The organism is Oceanisphaera sp. W20_SRM_FM3, from assembly GCF_052119705.1.
In the GTDB taxonomy this organism is placed as follows: Bacteria; Pseudomonadota; Gammaproteobacteria; order Enterobacterales; family Aeromonadaceae; genus Oceanimonas.
In genome coordinates this window covers 34,240-55,891 of sequence record NZ_JBGQOP010000021.1, presented here as the reverse complement: position 1 = coordinate 55,891, position 21,652 = coordinate 34,240, and the positions used below count along the sequence as shown (strand labels likewise).

The following is a 21,652-nucleotide window of genomic DNA, read 5'->3' as shown; positions in this document are numbered from 1 at the left end:
TAGAAGCTAGAAGCTAGAAGCTAGAAGCTAGAAGCTAGAAGCTAGAAGCTAGAAGCTAGAAGCTAGAAGCTAGAAGCTAGAAGCTAGAAGCTAGAAGCTAGAAGCTAGAAGTTAAAGAGGACAAGCAAACCCAAGGCACCTGTAGTAGCTGCTTTAGCTGCTAAATCCTGCAACGCAGGATCTGGTGCACAGGCCTTTTAGGTAATGTTGTGTGTTGCGGTATATGGAGCCTTGGAGTAAAGATATCGCTACGCGATATTGCACAGCTGAAGCAGTGCCTACCGCTTACGGCTCGAATTCAAGCACCATTCCAATTGTTGTTCCCATTCTTGGCGCTGTTGCTTGTGGCGGGCTTCTTGTTGGCGTTTTAGCTCCAGCAACTCCAAGCCTTTCACCTTGCCGGCTTGTACTTGGCTTAAACGAGTGAGGCGGGCCTGATCCTGCTCGGCGACCACGACTTGTTGGCGATGCCCCACCAAGACGCGGTCCAGTTGCTGGCGGATATGGCCTTGGTTGAGTAGGTTCATGGCCGAGATATGCTGCGGCGGGGCTATGAGTTGCGCGCGCGCCTGCTCTAATGCCGATTGTTGGCGGCGCAGCTCATCGGTTTTAATCTGCAACTTATCGCGCTGGCCAATCAAGCCTTGCAGCTGCTGATGTTGCAATTTGATCAAGTGCTTACGCATGCAGGCTCCGATGAAGTAAAAAAATAGAGCAAAACTTAACAATATTTTTGCCACGGAAGAGCACGGACAAGAGCAAGTTCAAAGGCGACAAGTGAACGCCAAACTCAGCCGACCGGCGACGTGTCATGTTTATATTTCAAACACTGCGTAAAGAACATACTGAGGTCTTTTTGCCGACAGCTCAATAGACGTACGCAACACCGCCGTTTCCAGTACTGTTTTCAACTTATCCCAGGATGATCCCGAAACCCAATCATATGGCTCATTCCACCACTCCATTTTTTTCTTATCGTCAGTAATGGCGAGGAATAGACCATATTTGGGAATTGTCGCCAGCATGAAACCCTTTTTGTCATCATCAAGAAAGCTGAACCTTTTGATCTTTCCAAAATCGTCCACCATCTCTCCCGCCTTTTCTGCTGAATAAAGCTTTTTCGCCTCTACCAACACGGCGACCTTAGGTGAGATAAGAAGCAGGTCTAAGCGGCTATGGCCGTGACAGGTATCAGCATTAGATGCTTCTGGATAGGCAAAGAAGCCATGATTCATCGCCTGACTTGCCAAATGGATCGTGAGATTGGCCTCCTGCAAACCATTATTGTTCGGGTTCACCACCGGCCAGTATTTATGCAAGCTCATTTCTAACGACTTGGCCGCGTCTACGACCATACGGTTAATATCCTCAATCGGACTCAATTAACTCCGCCTTCTATAACAATTTTTATTGGGTTAAGACCTTACACTCTGAGAGCTTTGGCTCTTTTCGCTCTTATCTTTATTTTCCGTGGGTTCCGTGTTCTTCCGTGGCAAATAAATCTTTCGTCTTTAGCTGACAGCTACGGCCTGTCTCTTCGTCACAAGTATGTAAGACACTAAGAGGTCGTAGGCTTACCTCCGCCAACGTGCTAAACCGTATCCTTACGACGCTCGGCAAATGCCGTTGAGCGCCATGGACGGCGCGAGTGTCAACATTGCAGGAGCCTTTGTTGACCATGGCATTTGACGGTTGGCTCCGGCAATGCCCACTGCCTCTTCCGGTGATTTGGAGCCTATTGTTAGCGCGACAGCCAGCTCTTATGCCGACAGGAAGGTAGAGTGCGTCTGCTCAGCCGACCATCCGCGCCAAGGATGGCGCGGCTTGAGCCCCCATGGATGGGTTTACGGCGAGTCGGAGGAGCGGTGCGCGCTGCCTGATATCGCCATTAAGCACAACAAAAAGATGTGACTAAGAGACAGGCTTACGGCTTAAAGCTTACCGCTGCTCAAAGGGCTTCCGGTTACGGCTGCTAAATCGGCCAAGCTCTGCTCAAAGCTCACGGGCTGGTGTTCTGATTGCTGTAAAAAAAGCTGTAAGTCTGGGTAGCGGGCGATGGCTTCGTCAGTGTCCGCACTCTTACCGGACTGAATACCGCCCAGCGGTAACAGCTCGCGCACTTGTTGATAGTGGCTAAACCAGCGTTTACACACCCCCGCTTGGGCTAAATGCTCGGGGCTGGTGACCTTGCTCATGACGCGACTAATAGAAGCGCCGATATCGATGGCCGGATAATGGCCCTGCTCAGCAAGCTGGCGGCTTAATACCACGTGGCCATCGAGAATGGCACGCGCCGCATCGGCCACCGGATCTTGTTGATCATCGCCTTCCGCTAATACCGTATAAAAAGCGGTTAAGCTGCCCTGTGTTTGCTCGCCATTACCGGCACGCTCCACCAATTCGGTTAAGGCACTAAAGGCCGACGGCGGATAGCCGCGCGCCACCGGTGGCTCGCCGACCGCTAGGCCTATTTCGCGCCGCGCTTGCACGAAGCGGGTAAGTGAGTCCATCAGTAACAGTACGTCTTTACCTTGGTCTCGAAAATGTTCCGCCACTCGGTGGCAAGCTTGGGCGGCGCGGGCACGCAGCAGTGGACTTTGATCCGCCGGTGCGGCTATCACCACCGCCTTAGCCCGCCCCGCTTCGCCTAAGCAGTCGTCGATAAATTCGCGTACCTCGCGGCCCCGCTCGCCAATTAAGCCCACCACCACGACGTCCGCTTGGGTGTAACGGGCCATCATGCCGAGCAGCACACTCTTGCCCACACCGGGCCCGGCAAACAGGCCTAAGCGCTGGCCTTTACCCGGCGTGAGCAGGGCATTAATGGCGCGTACGCCTACGTCTAACGGTTCATTCACGCGGCGGCGATACAAGGGATTGGGAATAGGCGAATGCCAAGGTAACGGCTGGCCATCTGGCATGGGGCCGCCATCGAGCGGGCGTAATAAGCCATCGACGATGCGGCCCAACAGTTGATCCGAAACCTTAAGTTGCGAGCCATTTAAGCAAGGTCGCACCCGAGCGCCGGTAAATAACCCCTGCGCCGTGGTGAGCGGTAATAACAGTGCTTGCTCGCGATCCAGCGCCACCACTTCGGCTTCCAGCTCACCGCGCTTTGCGCCGCTTTGGCCGTGATCGCTACCCTCGACGGTTTCGATAAAACAGCGCTGCCCCATGCCAAGCCGACAACCCGAGACTTCGAGCAGACTGCCGGTGACTTTTAACAAGCGACCATAAATCTGACCAAAGCCGGACTCTGGCTCTTCACTCAGTGCCGCTCCCGCCTGCTGTAAGCGCCGCTCAAGCTGGCTCATGGCGTTTGCTTAAGCTCTGGCTCAGGCTCAAGCTCTGGTTTAAATTCTGGCTTAAATTCTGGTTTAAGCTCTGGCTCACTTAAGCTCTGGCTCACCTTATTGATACCCTTTTGCAGCCGCTCTTCGGTGAGTGCCTCCAGCGTTAAGGTTTCGGTTTCAATTCGGCAATCACCGGGGGCGAGCTTGGCATCGAGGTGCAAAGCCCAACCCCGACATTCGGTGATACCAATGTCGGCCAAGCGCTGCTTATCCTCAGGGTTAATAAATAGCTGTAGCTCGCTGACGCGGGCATCTATGCCTTGCAGCGCCTCTTCGACTATGGCCAACACTTGCTGGGGATTCATGGTTAGCTCGGAGCGAATCACGCGGCGCGCCACTTGCTCAACCAGCTGGCAAATGTGCTGTTGTTGCTGATTGAGTGCCGACATAGACAACTGCTGCCATTGTTGCTCGGCGCTGGCTTGCCAGTGGCGTAATTCGTCGGCCAAACTGCTTTGCAGCTCACGCAGCTGGGCTTGGCCTTGCTTTCGTCCTTGCTCTAAGCCCTCGTTCAAGCCTTGCTGACGACCTTGTTCGAGACCTTGTTGAAAACCGGCTTCGCGCCCTTGCTCTAGGCCTTCTTGAAAGCCTTGCTCTAGATTGTGCTGATATTGCTGCTCTTGCAGCTCATCACTGGGTGACTCAGGGGCGCCCTCTTCACCATATAAAGACGGAAAACGATAACGACGTACGTTAGTTGTTGCGGGTCGATTAGCGGTGGAACGACTGGCGACGGGGCCATTGCGAGTGAGATCCGGCTTCATTAGCTCACCACCTGTTCTTCATAAAGCTGGAATTCCAGCTCGCCCTGCTCGACCAGCTCGCGCACTAAGGTCATCACCTCGAGGCGGGCATTTTCCACCTTACTCACCGCCACCGCGCCTTGGCGCAGCATGTCTTGCTCCATCTGCTGGGCCATGCGCTTGGGCATGGCTTCCAGCATCACGCGCCGCACTTGGCTTTCGGCACCTTTTAGCGCCAACCCTAATACTTCAATTGGCAGCTCTTGTACTATGCGCTGCAGGGTTTCTTCGCTCTGGCGAGCAAGGCTTGTGAAGTCATACATGTTGCGCTCAATTTCACCGGCGGTGTGGGCGTTGTGCATTTTCAGCAGCTCCATCAGCTGGCCACGATTACCCTGATAACGGTTAACGATATCTGCCACTTGGCGTACGCCATCCACTTTAGCGCCCGAATTATGGGCCACAAATTCAAGGCAGCGGGTGAGCGCGGCTTTTAATTCCACCACCACAAACTCGCTGACCTCACTGAGGTTGGCGACCCGTAACAAGAGCTCATCGTGGCTATCGTTCGGCAGCAGCGACAACACGGCGGCGGCCGAGTCGGCGGGCAAGAAAGCCAAGATCACCGCCTGCATCTGCGGGTGCTCTTGTTGTAAGAAACGCGCCAAGATCTCGGGTTGTACCCACTGCAGACGCTGAATTTCGCGGCGCACCACATCGCCATACATGGAATCCAGAAGACCACGAGCGAGCTTATCGCCCAGTGCTAAGTCCAGCGTACGCTCTAGGTATTCGCGAGAGGCGGAATGTATGCCGCTTTGCTGGCGATACAGTTCAAAGAACTCCTGTAAGGTGCCGCGCGCCGCGTCTGCCGACACCCCAGCCAGTGCGGCCATGGCGCTGGTGACCTTGCGCACGTCGTCGCGGTCTAGGCGTTGCAATACTTGCGCCGCCGCCCCTTCGCCCATGCTTAAGAGCACAACGGCGGCTTTTTCAGTTTGCGCTAAGGTAAGGGCGCTGCTTGTGGGCGCCGTAGAGGACTCAGTCATGGTCTTTAATCCAGTGTTTAATAACTTCCGCTACCCGCTCGGTTTCCCGCTCGGCCAACAATTGCAGATGGGTAACTTGCACTTTTAGCTCACTGCCAGGTGGGGGCAGTTGCCATTCTTGTTCATCTTGATCCCAGGGCAATACCGTATGCGGGCCTACTCGCTCTGGGGCTTTCAGTGCCTGAGCGGCGTTATCTAACGGCGCGGCCTTGTCGCCAAGAGCCTGACCACTTAGGGGGTTGCCAAGAGCGCCGCTCACGGCAATACCCGCAGCCTGCAGTTCACGCAAGGCGGCGGCTTTTTGATTAGTATTTAAGTGGCGAATAAGCGGGCGTACGCCAAAAATAAGTAGCGCCAGCACCATAAGTGCACCCAGCAGATAGCGGGCATAAGCCTGCCATTCAGGTAACTGCCACCAGGCCAGCTCACTGGCAAATTCGCTGGGCAGGGCTTGCGGGCTAAAATCAAAACTGGTGAGCGAGAACTGATCACCTCGCTCACCGTTAAAGCCCACCGCACCTTGTACCATTTGGCCCATATTGGTTAATTGCGCTTCTGGCCAGCCGCCTTCCGGCGCCATGGCATTGTTGAGCAGCACAGACACGCTTAATTGGCTAACTCGACCGGTTTGATAACGGGTATGCACCACAGAGCGGCCGCTTTCATACTGGCGCTGAAATTCGTGTTGCTCACGGTTATTTTTATTAGTCGGGGCGTTTTGTTCGGGCTCGCCATTGGCATTGGCTTGCGGCGGCGCATTAGTTAGGGCGCCGGGAATGCCTAGCCCTAAGTTGTCGCTGCTGTTGCGCTCACTGCCGGTTTCACGCAACAAGGTCGGGGTTTGATCTAGGCTTTCGCGGGTCTCTTCCACCGCATTAAAGTCCAGATCGGCGGTGACCTGCACTCGAAAGTTATTAGCGCCTAAAATGGGATGCAGCATGTCTTTGGCACGTTGAGCTAATTGCTGCTCAAGCTGACGGCCATATTCAACTTGGCGCTGGCTTAGGCCTTTGCTCATGCCGCTGCTGGATAATTGATCGCTGAGCAGTTGGCCATTTTGGTCGATAACCGACACCTTGTCGTTGGTCATGCCGGGCACGCTGCCGGCCACCAAATTCACTATGCCTTCCACTTGCGCTAAGTCCGGATCATGGCCCACAGCGACGTCCAACATCACAGATGCGGTCGGGGTTTGCTCGGCGCGGCCAATAAATAAGGTGCGCTCTGGCATAGCCAAATGCACCCGAGCTTGGCGCACCCAGTTCAAGGCCATTATGGTACGCGCCAGCTCGCCTTCTAATGCATGGCGATAACGGCGAGTTTCCATAAACTGGCTGGTGCCCATGCCGGTATTTAGGCTCAAATCTGCTAAGCCAGACGGCAGCTGGGCCTTAACGCCGCGGGCCGCCATCATCATGCGCACCGCGCCTAACTGCTCTTGCTCCACCAATATTTGACCGCTGTGGGGATCTAAGCGAAAGGCCACTTCACCCTGCTCCAATGCCGCCACTATTTGACCTTGGTCATACACCTCTTGCTTGCCATATAAAGGCACATAGCTGCGCCCGCTTTGCCACAACAGATTGACCACCACTAAGGCGATCACCACGGCTAAGCTGCTGAGCACGATCAATTGCTTATGGTGTGCCGACAAACTCTGCCAACGGGCTTTGCTCTGATTTAGCCCTGCACGCAGTGGCAAACTTGCCGTACTTATCGCATTTACTTCAGCCATCTTATTTATTTCAGCCATCTGGGTTCCTTACAGCGGCATGCGCATTATGTCATCGAAGGCACTGGCCAACTTATTGCGCACCTGTACCAGCGCGGAAAAGCTTAACCCCGCTTTTTGACTGGCCAACATGGCACCCACTAAATCCTCGCTGGCACCGGTTTCTACCGCCGCCATTAAATTTGAGGCCTGCACCTGCTCGGTGTTAATGCTTTGCACCGTGGTTTTCATGAGATCGCCAAACGAGCCTTGATCGGCGGCCGGCGCTATGTCGCCACTGCTGGCTTGTTGTTGCAGTTGGTTTAGCTTGACCAACATTGCCTGTTGTTGGTGTGCGATAGAGGCGGTCATATCAGTTTCCTATTACTCGGTCGATGTCGATACCCTGCTCACGCATGGTCGCTAGTTTGTAACGCAGGGCACGGGTGGTCACGCCTAGCGCTTCGGCGGTACGGGTTCTGTGGCCTTGATGTTGTTGTAAAATGTGCAACACATAATCAAATTCGGCGCGCTGGCGGCTGGCTTGCAAGCCTTGGCCAGCTGGTACTGGTGCAGCAGTAGGCTGTGGAGTAGTAGGCTGTGTAGTAGCAGGGTGTGTAGTAGCAGGGTGTGGAGTAGCGCTATGCGCGGTAAGAGTGGGCGCCGACACCAAAGGCGTGCCTATGGCACAGGGCGCGGCCGCCGGCAGCATGAGATCCACCACATCGATAATGGCGCCACGGGCTAAAATCAGCGCCCGCTGGATGACGTTTTCTAGCTCGCGAATATTACCCGGCCAAGCGTAAGCCAGCAGGCTGCGCTCGGCGTGCGTGCTCAGGTGAAACTGCTCGCCTTGGCCATAGCGGGTTAAAAAATGCTGCGCCAGCGGCAAGATATCTTCTAACCGCTCACGCAACGGCGGCCAGTTTAACGGCAGTACATCGAGGCGATAAAACAGATCTTCACGAAACTCACCGACATTCACGGCTTCACGCAAGTCTTTATTGCTAGCCGCCACTATGCGCACGTTTAACGCTATTTTTTGGTGGCTGCCTAAGCGCTCCACTTCTTTTTCTTGCAACACCCGTAACAGCTTGGCTTGCAAGTTCAGCGGCATTTCGGCGATTTCGTCGAGCAATAAGGTGCCGCCATTGGCTAACTCAAACTTGCCGGGCTGGCCTTGGTTGGCACCGGTAAAGGCGCCCTTGTTGTAACCAAAGAGCACGGCTTCCAGCATGCTTTCTGGAATGGCCGCGCAGTTAACGGCTACAAACGGACCCTGCGCTCGGTCTGATACCTGATGAATATATTTCGCCAAGCATTCTTTGCCGGTGCCAGACTCGCCACCAATTAATACCGCGGCATTGGTTTGTGCCGCGCGGTACGCCAGTTGCAGCACTTGCAAACCGGCGCGCGAGCGCACCACCATGTTGCCGGTGCTTTGGGTGAGCGCCAGACTTTGGCCTAAGATGCGCAGTAATTGACGGGGTTGATAAGGTTTCAGCACGTAATCACAAGCACCCGCTCGCAGCGCCTCACTAGTGAGAGCGCTTTCACCGTGATCCACTATGGCTATCACCACCGCCTTAGGGAAACGACTGATCGCATGACGAATGGATTCAAGAAAGCTCGAGCCGAGGTCGCTATCTATTAAAATAACGCGGGGCAAGCCTTGCTCAACGGCGGTGAACGCGGCCATTTGTTTTAGCTGATAGCCGGCAGCCAATAAGGCGCCGTGACAAAGATCCGATACGCCATCACGGGATATCAACCATAGCTGGGGAGCCTGGGGATCAGTTTTCATAATGCTTGTTCCACTTGAAGTAACGTAATGGTGACCCGTCGATTCTGATAACGCCCGGCAGAGGTGTTGTTATCGCTTGAGGGCAAAGCTTGACCGTGGGCATGCATGTCCATCGGCAATACTGAAAGGGTGCGGCGCAGTTGATTGACCACTTGCAGGGCGCGGCTTTGCGACACTCGCAAATTGAGCTCAGCACCACCGCTGTTATCTGTGTAGGCGTCAATCTGCAGCCGACGAACCTGCGGCTGGTGACTGACTTGCTTGGCCAATTGGTTTAACTGCTGAATTTGGTTATGGGTGAGCTGTTTGGCGCCGGTTTGAAAATGTAGTGTGAGCTGAGTGCCGTCTGCCGAGCGCTCAACGCCGACTTCGCCGCGGCACAAACGAAAGTCTTGATAAGGCTGCTGAAGATAAACGCTGGGCAGCACTAATTGGCGGCCACCGCCAAGCTCGGTCACATCTAGCCAGCGGCCTGTTACTAACGCATTAAGCGCCGCCTCTGCGGCGCCATTAAAACGCAGCATTTGCTGCTGCCAAGCCCCTTGAGCTAAACGTACGGCTTCGACGTCTCGCCACGGCGCGCTGCGTGAGTTCAACACGGCTTGGCCACCTTGGGGGCTGGCCGTTAGCCACTTAAGCTCAAAGACCAAGCGGCCACCTTTGGCGCTACTAAAACGCGCTAGGGCTAATTCGACCACCTTATGTTCAAGCACACATAAGTTTTGCGCTTGGTGGAACTGCCACTTAGCGGCATCGATAGCCGTCATGGTGGTGGCATATACTTGTTGATTGACGAAAAGTTGGCTGACTAAAAATATCCCTATCGCCAAACCCGCGCGGAATTTTGTAAACAACATCATGTTTCAACTTAAATTCAAAAACTCGGCAAAGCTATGCCGGCTCGGCTCAAGGCCAAGCAATTTGGGTAACGCTGAGAAAGGATGTACAGGTGGCGTAAGCCGGAGGGATTACCTGCTTTGGCGGCCCCGCTGTCGTAGGATAATTCATCCCTTAGACCGGAAGCTTTGCGTCCTGAATTTTCACTCAGTTTGCCCTTGTCATCAGCAATAATATTTAGTGCGACAGCATTTGACTAAAAAAACGTGCCAGTTTCAACTATAAACATACATTTATAATGGTTATTTGTTTAAGCGTTTAAATAACCACCATAAAACCCTGTTTTATTAGCATAAAGCACTTGAATAAGTGTATGACTAGTTCCAAGTGAAAATTAATTTACACACTATAAATTTAGCGCCAAGCGCACAAAAAAATATTTGCGTGTGCTTGGCTAATTCATGCGGCCGGTTTTGCTTTGCAGATTTTGATCTTTATTTTTCCGTGCCGCTCGTAAATAAAGAGTTGTGTTCTGCCATTTAAAATATGCCCTTAACCTTGGTTTCTACCTTTAGCAAAACTAAAAAAAAATCGCAGCGCACAAGTTGCCACCGACAAAAGATGGCAAGTGCCGAGATCCGGCGCTACCGGATATCTATAGATAGCAGTCAATTTATTTGGCCGATTTTACTCTGCATATTTTAGCTTTACTCTTCTGTGCCTCTCGTAACAAAGCGTCGTTGCAGACATGGCCGTCGGCTTTAATCCTTAAGCTTAAGGCTCGGCGCTTCTTTCCCAATGCCTAACCAAGCGTGCCGACCACGTCGATTTGAATATGCTCGGGGATCTCATTGTAAGACAGCACTTTTAAACCCTTAGCAAACACGGCGCCATAGCGAGCTAATAACGGCCTTAATTGCGGCATCACCAACAGCACAGCCGGTAACCCCTGCTCTTGTAAATTCTCAACCACAGAAGGCATTTTTTGCTGTAGTTGCGACAATAAAGTCGGTTCTACGGGGAAGCTGTCGATGCTGGTTTTCGGGTTTTGCTGCTGGGCTTGGTTTAAGGCGTTGAGCAGGGTTTGCTCTAGGGTATCCACCAGCGTAAAGGCACTGAGCACGCCGCGTTCGCCCATGATTTGGCGCACTATTACCCGTTTCAACGCACAGCGTACGTCTGCCGCCAGTAACACCGGGTCTTGAGTAATTTCGGCACCTTCCACTAAGGCGGTGGCGATGGTTTGCACATCGGACAAGCTGATTTGTTCTTTCAATAAATAGCGATAAATTTTCAGCTGCAACACACTCGGCACGGCACCACTCAAGGCTTCGGCCAGCTTGGGGGCTTGGCTGTGTAAGCGTTCGCTAAGCTGAGACACATCATCTAATACCAGCAGTTCGGCCAAGTGCTCACGCATTAATTTACTAACATGAGTGGCCATTACCGTGGCCGCATCCACCACCGCATAGCCGAGGTTCAGTGCCTTAGGTTTATTGGTGGTGGCAATCCACACCGCCGGCATACCATAGGCAGGGTCTTGGGTGAGTTCACCGTCAATCACGCCGTAAGTTTGGCCTTTGTTGATGGCCAGCATGCGCTCGCTGTCGGCTTGGCCCGAGGCCATCACTACGCCGGCAAGTTTCACCCGATACTCTTGCGGTGCCAGCTGTAAATTATCCCGCACTCGCACCTCGGGCAGTAAGAAACCCGCCTGCTCCGACAGACTCTTGCGCACCCCGCGAATACGGCCTAACAAAGGCGCGCCTTGCAGTTCGTCCACCAAACTCACCAAGCGATAACCCAACTCTACCGTCAGTAAATCCACATAGGGTAAGTCTTGCCAACTTAAAGTGGATTCAGCCGCCTTATCTTCTGCAAGCAGCAGTTCGGCCTGTTCGAGCGCCGTGTCTGGCGTGCCCTCACTGGGCTTTAATCGCCACGCCACGTAGCCCAATACCGCGGCAAATAATAAGAACACCAAAGTCGGCATGCCAGGCACTAAGCCTAGGATCAGCATCACGGCGGCGCCGGTATACACCACCCGCGGCGAAGCCAATAACTGCTGCCCCACTTGCGTCGACATGTCGTTGGCGTCGTTTACCCGAGTCACGATAATGGCGGCGGCGGTGGCCAACAATAAAGAGGGGATTTGAGCGACTAAGCCATCACCTATGGTGAGCAAGGCATAGCGCTGAAAGGCCTCACCGGCACTCAAGTCATATTGGAATAACCCTATGCTAAAGCCGCCGATCAGGTTGATAAACAAGATCAACAGGCCGGCGATGGCATCGCCGCGCACAAACTTAGAGGCACCGTCCATGGAGCCATAAAAGTCGGCTTCGCTGGCCACTTCTTGGCGGCGCAGCCGCGCTTGCTCTTGGGTTAAGGCGCCGGCGTTTAAGTCCGCATCAATGGCCATTTGCTTGCCGGGCAGCGCATCCAGCGTAAAGCGTGCGCCCACTTCCGAGATGCGTTCGCCGCCTTTGGTGATCACCACGAAGTTGATGATCATCAAGATCACAAACACCACCATGCCCACGACATAGTTGCCGCCGATCACCACTTCACCGAACGACTCTATGACCTTACCTGCCGCACCCGAGCCTTCGTGGCCGTGTAATAACACCACTCGTGTCGAGGCCACGTTCAGCGTTAAACGCATTAAGGTGGCAATCAGCAACACTGTGGGGAACACCGAGAAATCCAGTGGCCGGCGGGCCGATACCGCCACCAGCAACACTAAAATTGCCAACACTATATTGAAGGTAAACAGGCCATCGAGCAGCCAAGGCGGCAGCGGCAAGATCACCATGGCCAGCACCGCTAGCAGCAGCAGCGGCACCGCTAGATAAGGTCGGCTAAGGCTTTTAAAATTCACTGTGAACCTCATTCATGTTGGTATTTTTTAGGAATAGTAAATTCGGGCAAGTCGCCGGGTGCGCGGCCTCGGCCATCGCGATAGGCCCGCAGTTGCAAGACGTGGGTCAGCACGTAAGCCACGGCGCTGTAGAGGCCAGCTGGCACTTGCTGATCGACCCGAGTCGAATAATAAATGGCACGGGTGAGTGCGGGCAGCGTGATCACTTCGCAACCGTGCTGATAGCCTAAGTCGCGAATGCGCAGCGCCAAGGCATCACAGCCTTTGGCCACCACAAACGGCGCCTCGGCACGGTTGGCATCGTATTTAATGGCCACCGCATAGTGGGTCGGATTTAGGATGATTACGTCCGCCTCAGGCACTCTTTGCTCGATACGACTTTGGGCCATTTGAAATTGAATTTGGCGAATGCGCTGTTTGATCTCGGGGCGACCTTCGCTGTTTTTATGTTCTTCTTTTACTTCTTGCTTGGTCATCTTTAGCTTTTGCAGCATGGACCAACGCTGAAACGGCACGTCTATGGCGGCCACCAATGCCAAGACGCCGGCCAACACTAAAATTGCCAGCACCAACATGCCTAACCCTTGGCTAAAACCGGTATACAAAGCTTGGCGGCCCAAGAACACCAGTCGCTCCCATTGGCTGCTTAAAATGCCGGCCAGCGCGCCGCCCAGCAAACCGACTTTCAGCATGGATTTCAGCAGTTCGACCAAGGTTTGTTTGGAGAACATGCGCTTTAAGCCCGACAAGGGATTTAGGCGTGAGGCCTTAAACTGCAGATTACCAAGCGACAAAATAAGCCCGCCCGGCAGCAAGCCCGAGGCCAGCAGCAACAGCGACAAGGTTAAAAATAACGGCATTAAGGCCCACATGGCCGCCAGCAGCGATTGCTCTAAATAGCGCTGCATGAATTCCGGCTCGCGGGTGGCGGCCACCGGCAGCTCCATGTTTAAAATAAATATTTGCTTGAAAAATTGGCTGAGGGCACTGACCTGCCACCAGATCATCATGCCACCCAACAGTAAGAGCACGGCACTGTTGAGATCTTTAGAGCGGGCAATTTGGCCCTCGCGCCTGGCCTTGCGCTTTTTTTGCTCGGTAGGTTGTTCGCTCTTATCTTGGGAGCTGCTTTGCTCAGCCATGCTGACTGCTCCGCCCTATGTGGTGTTCAGCCATAGTTACTGGATCCAGTCGCGCATGAGCGTAAACACGTCTTGGCTAAATTCCAGATAACGGCCGGGAATATTGGCCAGCATCAGCAACAAGGACAATAAGCCCAGCATCATGGTCATGGGGAAACCCAAGGCAAAAATATTCAGTGAGGGCGCGCTGCGGTTCATCACACCGAAGGTAATGTTCACCAGCAACATGGCGATCACCGCTGGCAGCGCCAGCAATAAGGCGGCACCAAACATCCAGCCAAACAACTGAAGAAAGACGTTAAAATCCAACTGATACAAGCTGTGACCCGCAGGCCAAGTGCGAAAGCTTTCGACGATAATATCCAGTGCCAACAAATGGCCATTCCACGATAAAAACAGCATGGCCACAAACAGCCACAATAGCTGGCTCAACAAGGGGGCCGAGCCGCCGTTCACCGGATCGTTCATCACCGCCATCGACAAGCCCATTTGCATCGATAATATTTGCCCAGCCATGGTCACTGTGGTGAACAGCATTTGCAGCATTAGCGCCAAGAAGGCGCCAAACAAAACTTGCTCCAGTGACAGCACGGCGCTGGTCAACGAAAACGGATCCACCGCCGGCCCCATGGGCAAGATAGGCATCAGCATTAGGCTCAGCACAAAGGCAAACAGCAGCCGAATTTGCGGCTGCAGGTAACCATCGCCAAACAAGGGCAGCACCCAAAAAAACGCCGCCAGCCGACAAAATGGCCACCAACCTTTGCCCAGCCACGCCATCAACTCGGGCGCGGTGATGCTGCCTAATGCGGTCAACCTAGGCTGCCGGGAATGATCAGGAATAACTGGTCGAACAACTCAGTGAGGGTGCGGATCAACCAATGGCCAGCAAAAATTAGCATCAGCAAGGTCACTAATAAGCGCGGGAAGAAGCTTAAGGTTTGCTCTTGAATTTGGGTGGCCGACTGAATAATGCTCACCACTAAGCCCACCAACATACCGGGCACGATCAGCACGCTGACCATGATAATAATGGTTAGCACCGCATTACCGATGAAATCTACGCTTTGCTCTGGACTCACCTAGCCTCCAAAACTGCGCGCTAGGGTGCCGACCGTCATGCCCCAGCCATCCACCAACACAAAGATCATCAGCTTAAAGGGTAAGGAGATCACCAAGGGCGAGAGCATCATCATGCCCATGGCCATCAGCACACTGGCCACCACCAGATCTATGACTAAGAAGGGAATAAACAGCATAAAGCCAATTTGAAAGGCGGTTTTTAGCTCACTCAGCACAAACGAGGGGATCAAGATGTCGAATGGCACATTTTCTGGCGCCATTGTGGTGTCTTCTTGGGCGATGTTTAAAATTTGCTCCAGATCCGTTTCGCGAGTTTGGCTCAACATAAACGTTTGTAGCGGCGCCTTGGCGGTAAGCAGCGCTTGCTCGAGTCCTATTTCGTCTTGGTCATAAGGCACGAAGGCATTGTGATAAATGTCTTGCCAAACGGGGCGCATAATCAACATGGTCAGCGCCAAGGCGATGCCAATTAACACTCGATTAGGCGGGCTTTGTTGCAAGCCCAACGCTTGGCGCAGCACCGCCAGCACCACGATAATGCGCGTAAAACTGGTTAGCATCAGCAAGAACGAGGGCAGCATGCCGAGCGCCGTCATCAGCAGCAAAATTTGCAGCTTAACGCTGTATTCGCTTTCGCCGTCGGGCCCTAATACCGACAGCAAGGGGATGTCCGCCCAGGCGAGATTAGGCATTAACAGCCCCAATCCCAGCAACAGCCACAGTTGGCGCTTAATACTAGGCTTCATTGACCGCTTCTTTGCTCGCCGCTTGATTAAACACTCGGGTTAAGCGCACGCCGTAACGGCCGTTGGCCAACACCACTTCGCCTTGCGCGAGCAAGGTGCCATTTACTTTCACATCCAGCGGCTCGCCGGCCATTCTATCTAGCTCAATCACGGCGCCCTCACCGGCTTGCATCAGCTCACCTAGGCTAATTTCGGCACTGGCCACTTCGAGCGAGACGCGCACCGGCAGCTGCTGAAAATAATCCAAGCCCCGACTGCTGCTTTGATTTGATTCGCTATCTTCAGGCTCAACGGCCGCCTCTTGAAACAGGCTATCTAGGCCTTCGCCCAATAACAGGCTGCTGTCTATGTCTTGTTCGGCCATGCATTACCTCATAAAAATACTTAAGCAAAAAAATCTAAGCGAAAAATTTATTCAATTTATTCATTCAACGCATTCATTCGACACGTTCATTCGACATGTTCATTCGACCTATTTATTCGACAAAGCCGTGGCTGGCGAACACCAATCGGCCTTGCTGCTCGGCCACGCGGCCTTTTAGCACCGGCTGCTGACCCACGCGAGCGCGAGTTTCTTGTAGCAAGTGAATCGGTAAAATATCGCCTACTTGTAGCAGGGCTAGCTGGCCTAATGGCAAATCAAACTCCGCCAACGGCACGGTTAAGCGAGTGCTTAGCTGCGGCAAGCGCGCCTTTAAGGCCTGATTGAGTGCTTGGCTTAACGCCGCACTAAGCTGTGCTTCAACTATCGCAGGCGCCGGTGTTTGTAACAGCACCGGCATGGCTAACTGCCAATTTAAGTGGTGCTCGCCACAACTTAAATTAAAGGACAGCCAAGTAACGGTCGTTAAGTTGGGTGGTGCCGGTGCTAATAGCACCCGCCTACTGCTCGCCAGATTTATGCTCTGGTCTGTGCTCAAGTGAGCGCTCAGATCAGTGCTTAAGCCACGACTTGCGCTAGAGCTAAGCAAAAGCTGTGCCAGCAGCTCATTGGCTAATAGGGTCAGTAAGTTAGCGCCTAAGCGGCGCTCGGTTTCTGACAGTGTGCGCTGGCCTAAAGTGCGCGCCGGATTTGGCTCACCGCCAAAGGACATTTCCGCTAACTGATACAAACTGGCTTGTTCGATAAACAGCCACGCCAATGGCTGCTTGTCTGCTAACAGAGCGCCCGATAAATCATTACCTTCCAGCACAAAGCACAGGCGGCCCTCAGCCGCCGTGTTTGATTCCACTAATTCGCAAGTTAGCGTTAATTCGGCGCGGTAAAACATCGACTCAAGGCGTGCCTGCCAGTTGCGCAGGTTGGTTTCTAAACTCGCCGCCAGTTGTTGGCTTTGGCGCAACAGCAGGTCTTCTTGCTGAAAAAAATCATAACGAGGAAATTCAACTTCCGCCCCCACCGGATGCACTTTTCCGCTTAAAAGACCCATGGCCCGCTGCGGTTGCTTATTTACTGCCACCCGTTACCTCTCCGCTAGGGATTAACCTAAAAATTCGTTATCAATAAAACGCGACTGAGGCAGCTCTTTGCAAACATCATGCCTATTTGTAAAGGTCGGATTTTGCGGCTAAAGCCGCGACTACCGCAAAGCAATAGCTTTAGTTCACTATGTAAATGTCCGCGAGCCTGTTGATACTGATTTTAATTAAACATTCATCATGCAAGATTCAACATTGCCTTAAAGCGCGGTTATGATGGGGCCAGATGAATAGAGCTAAGGGGCAGATGATGTTAGAAGTGTTTTGGCAGTTTTTTAAATTAGGTTGGATAAGCTTTGGCGGGCCCGCGGCGCACATTGGTTATTTTCAGCGCCACTTCGTACACAAGCTGGGTTGGATGCCTCAAGACAGATTCGCTTCTACCTTAGCCTTATGCCAGTTTTTACCCGGACCTGCCTCTAGCCAATTAGGTTTTGCCTTGGGTTATCAGCGTGCTGGCTTATTTGGTGCCATCGCCGCTTTTATTGGCTTCACCCTGCCCTCATTTTTATTGATGCTGGGCTTAAGCTTGGCAGGCAGTGCTTGGGCTAATCAACCGGCGGCCTTGGCTATCGTCACCGGCCTTAAGCTGTTCGCGCTGGTGGTGGTGGCCGATGCCGTATTAACCATGGCCAAGCAATTTTGTCGTCAACAAAGCACACTCGTTATAGCCGTGTTGAGTGCGGCGCTATTATGGCTGGTGCCCAGCTTTAGCACTCAGTTTGTGGTGTTAGTGGCCGCCGCCTTAGTGGGCGCGGGGCTGTTGAAGGCCGAAGCCAAAGAATCAACTCAGCCACTGGGCATCAACTGGCCCTTTATGGTGGTATTTTTGGGTTTGTTATTGCTGCTGCCATTATTGAGTCTGACCGACACCGCCGCTATTTTTGCTGATTTCTACCGAGCCGGCAGCTTGGTGTTTGGTGGTGGCCACGTGGTGCTGCCTTTGTTGGAAGGGGTATTAGTACAAGGCACCCTGCCCGAGACCTTATCGACAAATACCTTTCTCACCGGTTACGGTGCCGCCCAAGCTATGCCCGGCCCCATGTTCAGTTTAGCCAGTTTCTTAGGCGCCGAGCTGCACCCAAATGCGCCTGTATTAGGCGCCTTAGCGGCGACCTTTGGCATTTTCTTACCGGGATTTTTACTGGTATTGGCCTTGCAAAACAGCTGGCAGGTACTGGCGGCGCGCCCGTTAATGGCGGGCGCCGCACGCGGCATTAACGCCGCCGTGGTGGGTTTATTGCTCTCGGCCTTATATCAGCCGGTGTTTGTGAGCAGCATAAGCGCCAGCCATAACGGAGCCGCCGCATTAGCGGCCGCTGCCGTTGGCTTACTCGCGCTGCGTACCTTACGCTGTCCGATATTGGTGTTGATCCCGGTGTTTATGCTGCTGGGGTTTTGGTTGTAGGCGAGTGAGGCGAAAATGGTGAGGCGTGAGGGGCAATAAACCGAATATTCAGATCTTAGGTATTACACCTCACTCTTCACCCTTAACCCCTAACTGGGTTTAAACCGCTTCAATCGAAGAGCGTTGCTCACCACAAATACGCTCGATAGCGCCATGGCACCGGCGGCGAGCATGGGCGAGAGCAAGATGCCGAACGCCGGATATAAGACGCCGGCTGCTACCGGTATTAAACAGGCGTTATAGGCGAAGGCCCAAAATAAGTTTTGGCGAATATTGCGCAAGGTGGCGTGACTAATGGCCAAGGCATTAGGCACGGCGCGCAGGTCGCCGCCCATCAGCACCACTTCTGCCGCCTCTATGGCAATATCGGTGCCGGTACCTATTGCCAAGCCCACATCCGCTTCGGCCAGCGCTGGCGCATCGTTAATGCCATCGCCCACAAAGGCCACTGGCCCATATTGCTCACGCAGCGCGATTAACGCCGCCACTTTGCCGTCTGGCATCACCTCAGCTTTTACTTCATCTATGCCTAGCTGGCGCGCTATGGCCTCGGCGGTGTGACGGTTGTCACCTGTGATCATGGCGACTTTTAGCCCCAAGGCATGCAAGGCGTTAATGGCGGCGGGTGTGCCCTCTTTAATGGGATCCGCCACCGCAATAATGGCCGCCAGCTTGCCGTCGATAGCCGCATACAGTGGGCTCTTGCCTTCCTTGGCCAGTTGTTGCGCCGTGTCACCGAACGCCGCCAAGTCATACCCCAATTGGGTCAGATAACGGTCGGCACCCACTTCTATTGTTTGACCATTTACCTTAGCTGCCACGCCTAAGCCGGACAAAGATTGAAAGTCTTCCGGCATCAATAGCGTTAAGCCGCGCGCCTTGGCCGCCGCCACTATGGCCTCGGCAATCGGGTGCTCGGAATGCTGCTCGACCGCGGCAATCAGTGCCAGCGCTGCATCTTCCTCAACACCCGGCAACAACTGCAAATCGGTTAACTCAGGCTGACCTTTGGTTAAAGTACCGGTTTTATCTAGCGCCACTACTTTAGTCTCGCGCAGCGTTTGTAGGGCTTGGCCTTTACGAAATAACACGCCGAGCGCCGCCGCCCGCCCCGTGCCCACCATGATGGAAGTCGGTGTGGCCAACCCCATGGCGCAGGGGCAAGCGATGATCAGCACGGCCACCGCATTAATGAGGGCAAAACTTAAGGCTGGGGTAGGCCCAAACCATAGCCAAGCGATAAAGGTGAGTAAGGCGATGGCCATCACCACGGGTACAAACACGCCGGTGACTTTATCAACCAAGGCTTGAATGGGTAGCTTGGCGCCCTGAGCCTGCTCCACCATGCGAATAATTTGCGCCAATAAGGTGTCTTTACCGACCTTGGTAGTGTTAATGGTTAAGGCGCCATTTTTATTGATGGTGCCACCCACTACCTCGTCGCCTTGTTTTTTTTCGACTGGCACTGGCTCGCCGGTAAGCATGGATTCATCCACATAAGAGCTGCCAGACAAGACGGTGCCGTCTAAGGGAATACGCTCACCCGGGCGCACCAGTAAGCAATCGCCTACTTGCACTTGGTTTAAGGGGACTTCTTGGCTCTCGCCGTCTTTTTGTACCCGCGCCGTGTTCACTTGCAGTTTCAGCAACTGCTGAATGGCCTCGCCGGTGCGCCCCTTGGCTCTGGCTTCCAGAAAACGGCCCAATAAAATCAAGGTGACGATCACAGCTGCCGCTTCAAAATAGACATGTTGACTGCCTGCAGGCAATAGATGGCCAGCAAACAGCACCACCACCGAAAAGCCCCACGCCGATAAGCTACCCAATGCCACTAAGGAATTCATGTCCGGTGCGCCGCGCAGCAAAGCCGGTATCCCTTGGCGTAAGAAACGCAGCCCCGGCCCCAGCAAAACGAGAGTAGTGAGCACAAATTGAATGCCCCAATTCAGAGGTTGGCCAAGCGTGGCTTCAACCCAAGCCGCCATGCCGGGGATCACATGGCTACCCATTTCTAAAATAAACACCGGCAAGGTCAGCGCCAGCGACCAAGCAAAGGCACGCTTCAAGCACTGCTGCTCGACGGCACGGCGGGCGTTATCGTCTGCTCTATCACTCGATACCGGCTGAGCCTGATAACCGGCTTTGTTAATGGCGTCCACCAACTGCGCCTCATCCACATTGCCAGCCAAGGCGCTGACTTGCGCACTTTCTGCGGCCAAGTTAACGCTGGCCGACAGCACCCCCGGCAAGCGTTGTAACGCCTTTTCGACTCGCCCCACGCAAGACGCGCAGCTCATGCCAATAATGGTAAGCTCAAACTGTTCGGTAGCCGTTTGATAACCCGCCTTGGTGATGGCATCCACTAAAATGCTGAGCGAGGCATCCGCCGCCAGACTGACTTGTGCCTTCTCACTGGCCAAATTAACGCTAGCCTCGATGACGCCCGGCGTGTTTAGCAAGGCCTGCTCTACGCGGCGCACGCAAGAGGCACAGCTCATGCCGGTAATCGGCAGCTGTAGCCGTTGCTCATCGGTAGAGGCGTTATGAGTCTGAGTGGTAGTCATGAATGAGTTCCTCGATAGAGATCATGACCTTAGCTTAAGGCTTACCACTGGGGTAAGGTCAAGCAGGCGCGGTACGCAATGTTGAATGGTTAATTCTTAATGTTGAATTAAACCTTACGCTTCACTCTGTTGAGATAGCTGTTCGAGGATGGCGCAGTGGGAGTCTTCATCGCCAGAGCAGGCGGAAATCATGTTTTGTAAGGTGGCCTGCATAGCGGCAAGCTCCTGCATCTTATGCTCAACGGCGGCCAGATGTTGCTGGGCTACTTGTTTAACCGCTCGGCTGGATCGCGCAGGGTCTTGCCACAGACTGAGCAGCTCATCAATTTGCGCGATGGAAAAGCCTAACACTCGAGCTTGGCGAATAAACTTCAGCACGGTAATATTTTGCGCATCGTATTGCCGATAACCAGCCTCACTGCGCACGGCAGGCTTTAGCAATTTAATTTGTTCGTAGTGGCGGATCATCTTGGCCGACAAACCGCTTAAGCGTGCAGCCTCACCTATGTTCATGATTACTCCTGCAAAGAGCCGTTAGCTGGTAGCCGTATGCGATCAGTTAAACAAACAGTTAAATAAAGGGCTTACGTTCAGTGCAGTCGTACGCTTCACCCTTCACAACTAATTAATTATCGCTAATTTTAGTTGTCGCTGATAGTAGGCGGATAACCGGCGGCAGTTAGCGCATTCACCAATTGTTGTGGGGTGCGGTTGCTGTGCACGGTAATCTGATGATTAAGCAGGTCAAAATCGATTTCGCAATTTTCATCGACTGCGGTTAAGGCATCTGTGATCACTCCCACGCAATGGCCGCAGGTCATATCAGGTATGGTAAATTCAGTCATGTTCATT

The 21,652-nt window shown here is 53.5% G+C and carries 20 protein-coding genes and 1 riboswitch; of the genes, 1 reads left to right on the top strand and 19 read right to left on the bottom strand.

The window, feature by feature from the left end; all coding sequences use genetic code 11:
* Positions 1 to 278 precede the first annotated feature (278 nt).
* From ACEN2G_RS11360 to ACEN2G_RS11285, 16 genes are all read right to left on the bottom strand, one after another.
* On the bottom strand, positions 279 to 686 hold the full coding sequence (locus ACEN2G_RS11360) for a hypothetical protein (RefSeq protein WP_442021601.1): 408 nt from the start codon (positions 684 to 686) through the stop codon (positions 279 to 281).
* A gap of 129 nt (positions 687 to 815) precedes the next feature.
* Entirely contained in the window at positions 816 to 1,382 is a 567-nt protein-coding gene (locus ACEN2G_RS11355; RefSeq protein WP_442021600.1) for a hypothetical protein, read from the bottom strand.
* A 549-nt stretch (positions 1,383 to 1,931) separates the two neighbouring features.
* Positions 1,932 to 3,314 carry a FliI/YscN family ATPase gene (locus tag ACEN2G_RS11350; protein ID WP_442021599.1) on the bottom strand — a complete coding sequence of 461 codons (1,383 nt, stop codon included), beginning with the start codon at positions 3,312 to 3,314 and terminating at the stop codon, positions 1,932 to 1,934.
* The gene (locus tag ACEN2G_RS11345) at positions 3,311 to 4,117 is read right to left on the bottom strand and encodes a FliH/SctL family protein (RefSeq protein WP_442021598.1); all 807 of its coding nucleotides are present in this window, start codon (positions 4,115 to 4,117) and stop codon (positions 3,311 to 3,313) included. The genes ACEN2G_RS11350 and ACEN2G_RS11345 overlap by 4 nt, the downstream gene beginning before the upstream one ends.
* Positions 4,117 to 5,145 (bottom strand): FliG C-terminal domain-containing protein, encoded by a 1,029-nt coding sequence (locus ACEN2G_RS11340; RefSeq protein ID WP_442021597.1) that lies wholly within the window; start codon positions 5,143 to 5,145, stop codon positions 4,117 to 4,119. The genes ACEN2G_RS11345 and ACEN2G_RS11340 overlap by 1 nt, the downstream gene beginning before the upstream one ends.
* Positions 5,138 to 6,898 (bottom strand): flagellar basal-body MS-ring/collar protein FliF, encoded by a 1,761-nt coding sequence (gene fliF, locus ACEN2G_RS11335; RefSeq protein WP_442021596.1) that lies wholly within the window; start codon positions 6,896 to 6,898, stop codon positions 5,138 to 5,140. Before fliF ends, ACEN2G_RS11340 begins: the two co-directional genes overlap by 8 nt.
* 9 nt (positions 6,899 to 6,907) lie before the next feature.
* The gene (gene fliE / locus ACEN2G_RS11330; protein ID WP_442021595.1) at positions 6,908 to 7,228 is read right to left on the bottom strand and encodes a flagellar hook-basal body complex protein FliE; all 321 of its coding nucleotides are present in this window, start codon (positions 7,226 to 7,228) and stop codon (positions 6,908 to 6,910) included.
* A 1-nt stretch (position 7,229) separates the two neighbouring features.
* On the bottom strand, positions 7,230 to 8,660 hold the full coding sequence (locus ACEN2G_RS11325; RefSeq protein ID WP_442021594.1) for a sigma 54-interacting transcriptional regulator: 1,431 nt from the start codon (positions 8,658 to 8,660) through the stop codon (positions 7,230 to 7,232).
* Positions 8,657 to 9,520, bottom strand: a complete 864-nt coding sequence (locus tag ACEN2G_RS11320; protein ID WP_442021593.1) for an OmpA family protein — start codon at positions 9,518 to 9,520, stop codon at positions 8,657 to 8,659. The genes ACEN2G_RS11325 and ACEN2G_RS11320 overlap by 4 nt, the downstream gene beginning before the upstream one ends.
* Before the next feature lie 116 nt (positions 9,521 to 9,636).
* A riboswitch (cyclic di-GMP riboswitch) is annotated at positions 9,637 to 9,724 on the bottom strand.
* Between the two features lie 575 nt (positions 9,725 to 10,299).
* Positions 10,300 to 12,390 carry a flagellar biosynthesis protein FlhA gene (gene flhA, locus ACEN2G_RS11315; protein ID WP_442021592.1) on the bottom strand — a complete coding sequence of 697 codons (2,091 nt, stop codon included), beginning with the start codon at positions 12,388 to 12,390 and terminating at the stop codon, positions 10,300 to 10,302.
* Positions 12,387 to 13,520, bottom strand: a complete 1,134-nt coding sequence (gene flhB / locus ACEN2G_RS11310) for a flagellar biosynthesis protein FlhB (RefSeq protein WP_442021591.1) — start codon at positions 13,518 to 13,520, stop codon at positions 12,387 to 12,389. Before flhB ends, flhA begins: the two co-directional genes overlap by 4 nt.
* A 36-nt stretch (positions 13,521 to 13,556) precedes the next feature.
* Positions 13,557 to 14,336, bottom strand: a complete 780-nt coding sequence (gene fliR, locus ACEN2G_RS11305; protein WP_442021590.1) for a flagellar biosynthetic protein FliR — start codon at positions 14,334 to 14,336, stop codon at positions 13,557 to 13,559.
* Positions 14,333 to 14,602 (bottom strand): flagellar biosynthetic protein FliQ, encoded by a 270-nt coding sequence (locus ACEN2G_RS11300; protein WP_442021589.1) that lies wholly within the window; start codon positions 14,600 to 14,602, stop codon positions 14,333 to 14,335. The genes fliR and ACEN2G_RS11300 overlap by 4 nt, the downstream gene beginning before the upstream one ends.
* Entirely contained in the window at positions 14,603 to 15,349 is a 747-nt protein-coding gene (gene fliP, locus ACEN2G_RS11295; protein ID WP_442021588.1) for a flagellar type III secretion system pore protein FliP, read from the bottom strand. It lies immediately after the preceding gene.
* Positions 15,339 to 15,713: a flagellar motor switch protein FliN gene (gene fliN, locus ACEN2G_RS11290; protein ID WP_442021587.1), complete on the bottom strand. Its 375-nt coding sequence runs from the start codon at positions 15,711 to 15,713 to the stop codon at positions 15,339 to 15,341. The genes fliP and fliN overlap by 11 nt, the downstream gene beginning before the upstream one ends.
* 112 nt (positions 15,714 to 15,825) lie before the next feature.
* Entirely contained in the window at positions 15,826 to 16,809 is a 984-nt protein-coding gene (locus ACEN2G_RS11285) for a FliM/FliN family flagellar motor switch protein (protein ID WP_442021586.1), read from the bottom strand.
* Between the two features lie 269 nt (positions 16,810 to 17,078).
* On the opposite strand from ACEN2G_RS11285, the gene chrA reads away from it, so the two are divergent.
* Positions 17,079 to 18,236 (top strand): chromate efflux transporter, encoded by a 1,158-nt coding sequence (gene chrA / locus ACEN2G_RS11280; RefSeq protein ID WP_442021602.1) that lies wholly within the window; start codon positions 17,079 to 17,081, stop codon positions 18,234 to 18,236.
* Between the two features lie 89 nt (positions 18,237 to 18,325).
* Here chrA and ACEN2G_RS11275 read toward each other — a convergent pair whose 3' ends face one another.
* The 3 genes from ACEN2G_RS11275 to ACEN2G_RS11265 form a co-directional block, all read right to left on the bottom strand.
* Positions 18,326 to 20,800, bottom strand: coding sequence for a heavy metal translocating P-type ATPase (locus ACEN2G_RS11275; RefSeq protein ID WP_442021585.1), 2,475 nt, complete (start codon positions 20,798 to 20,800; stop codon positions 18,326 to 18,328).
* A gap of 114 nt (positions 20,801 to 20,914) precedes the next feature.
* Positions 20,915 to 21,313 (bottom strand): Cu(I)-responsive transcriptional regulator, encoded by a 399-nt coding sequence (cueR, locus tag ACEN2G_RS11270; RefSeq protein ID WP_442021584.1) that lies wholly within the window; start codon positions 21,311 to 21,313, stop codon positions 20,915 to 20,917.
* 128 nt (positions 21,314 to 21,441) lie between these two features.
* Entirely contained in the window at positions 21,442 to 21,645 is a 204-nt protein-coding gene (locus tag ACEN2G_RS11265; protein WP_442021583.1) for a heavy-metal-associated domain-containing protein, read from the bottom strand.
* Positions 21,646 to 21,652: the final 7 nt, after the last annotated feature.

Coding starts and splice junctions, on each gene's coding strand:
- ACEN2G_RS11360 (WP_442021601.1), bottom strand. CDS start 686: ATGCGTAAGCACTTGATCAAATTGCAACATCAGCAGCTGCAAGGCTTG.
- ACEN2G_RS11350 (WP_442021599.1), bottom strand. CDS start 3,314: ATGAGCCAGCTTGAGCGGCGCTTACAGCAGGCGGGAGCGGCACTGAGT.
- ACEN2G_RS11345 (WP_442021598.1), bottom strand. CDS start 4,117: ATGAAGCCGGATCTCACTCGCAATGGCCCCGTCGCCAGTCGTTCCACC.
- ACEN2G_RS11340 (WP_442021597.1), bottom strand. CDS start 5,145: ATGACTGAGTCCTCTACGGCGCCCACAAGCAGCGCCCTTACCTTAGCG.
- fliF (WP_442021596.1), bottom strand. CDS start 6,898: ATGGCTGAAATAAATAAGATGGCTGAAGTAAATGCGATAAGTACGGCA.
- fliE (WP_442021595.1), bottom strand. CDS start 7,228: ATGACCGCCTCTATCGCACACCAACAACAGGCAATGTTGGTCAAGCTA.
- ACEN2G_RS11325 (WP_442021594.1), bottom strand. CDS start 8,660: ATGAAAACTGATCCCCAGGCTCCCCAGCTATGGTTGATATCCCGTGAT.
- ACEN2G_RS11320 (WP_442021593.1), bottom strand. CDS start 9,520: ATGATGTTGTTTACAAAATTCCGCGCGGGTTTGGCGATAGGGATATTT.
- flhA (WP_442021592.1), bottom strand. CDS start 12,390: ATGAGGTTCACAGTGAATTTTAAAAGCCTTAGCCGACCTTATCTAGCG.
- flhB (WP_442021591.1), bottom strand. CDS start 13,520: ATGGCTGAGCAAAGCAGCTCCCAAGATAAGAGCGAACAACCTACCGAG.
- fliP (WP_442021588.1), bottom strand. CDS start 15,349: ATGAAGCCTAGTATTAAGCGCCAACTGTGGCTGTTGCTGGGATTGGGG.
- fliN (WP_442021587.1), bottom strand. CDS start 15,713: ATGGCCGAACAAGACATAGACAGCAGCCTGTTATTGGGCGAAGGCCTA.
- chrA (WP_442021602.1), top strand. CDS start 17,079: ATGTTAGAAGTGTTTTGGCAGTTTTTTAAATTAGGTTGGATAAGCTTT.
- ACEN2G_RS11275 (WP_442021585.1), bottom strand. CDS start 20,800: ATGACTACCACTCAGACTCATAACGCCTCTACCGATGAGCAACGGCTA.
- cueR (WP_442021584.1), bottom strand. CDS start 21,313: ATGAACATAGGTGAGGCTGCACGCTTAAGCGGTTTGTCGGCCAAGATG.
- ACEN2G_RS11265 (WP_442021583.1), bottom strand. CDS start 21,645: ATGACTGAATTTACCATACCTGATATGACCTGCGGCCATTGCGTGGGA.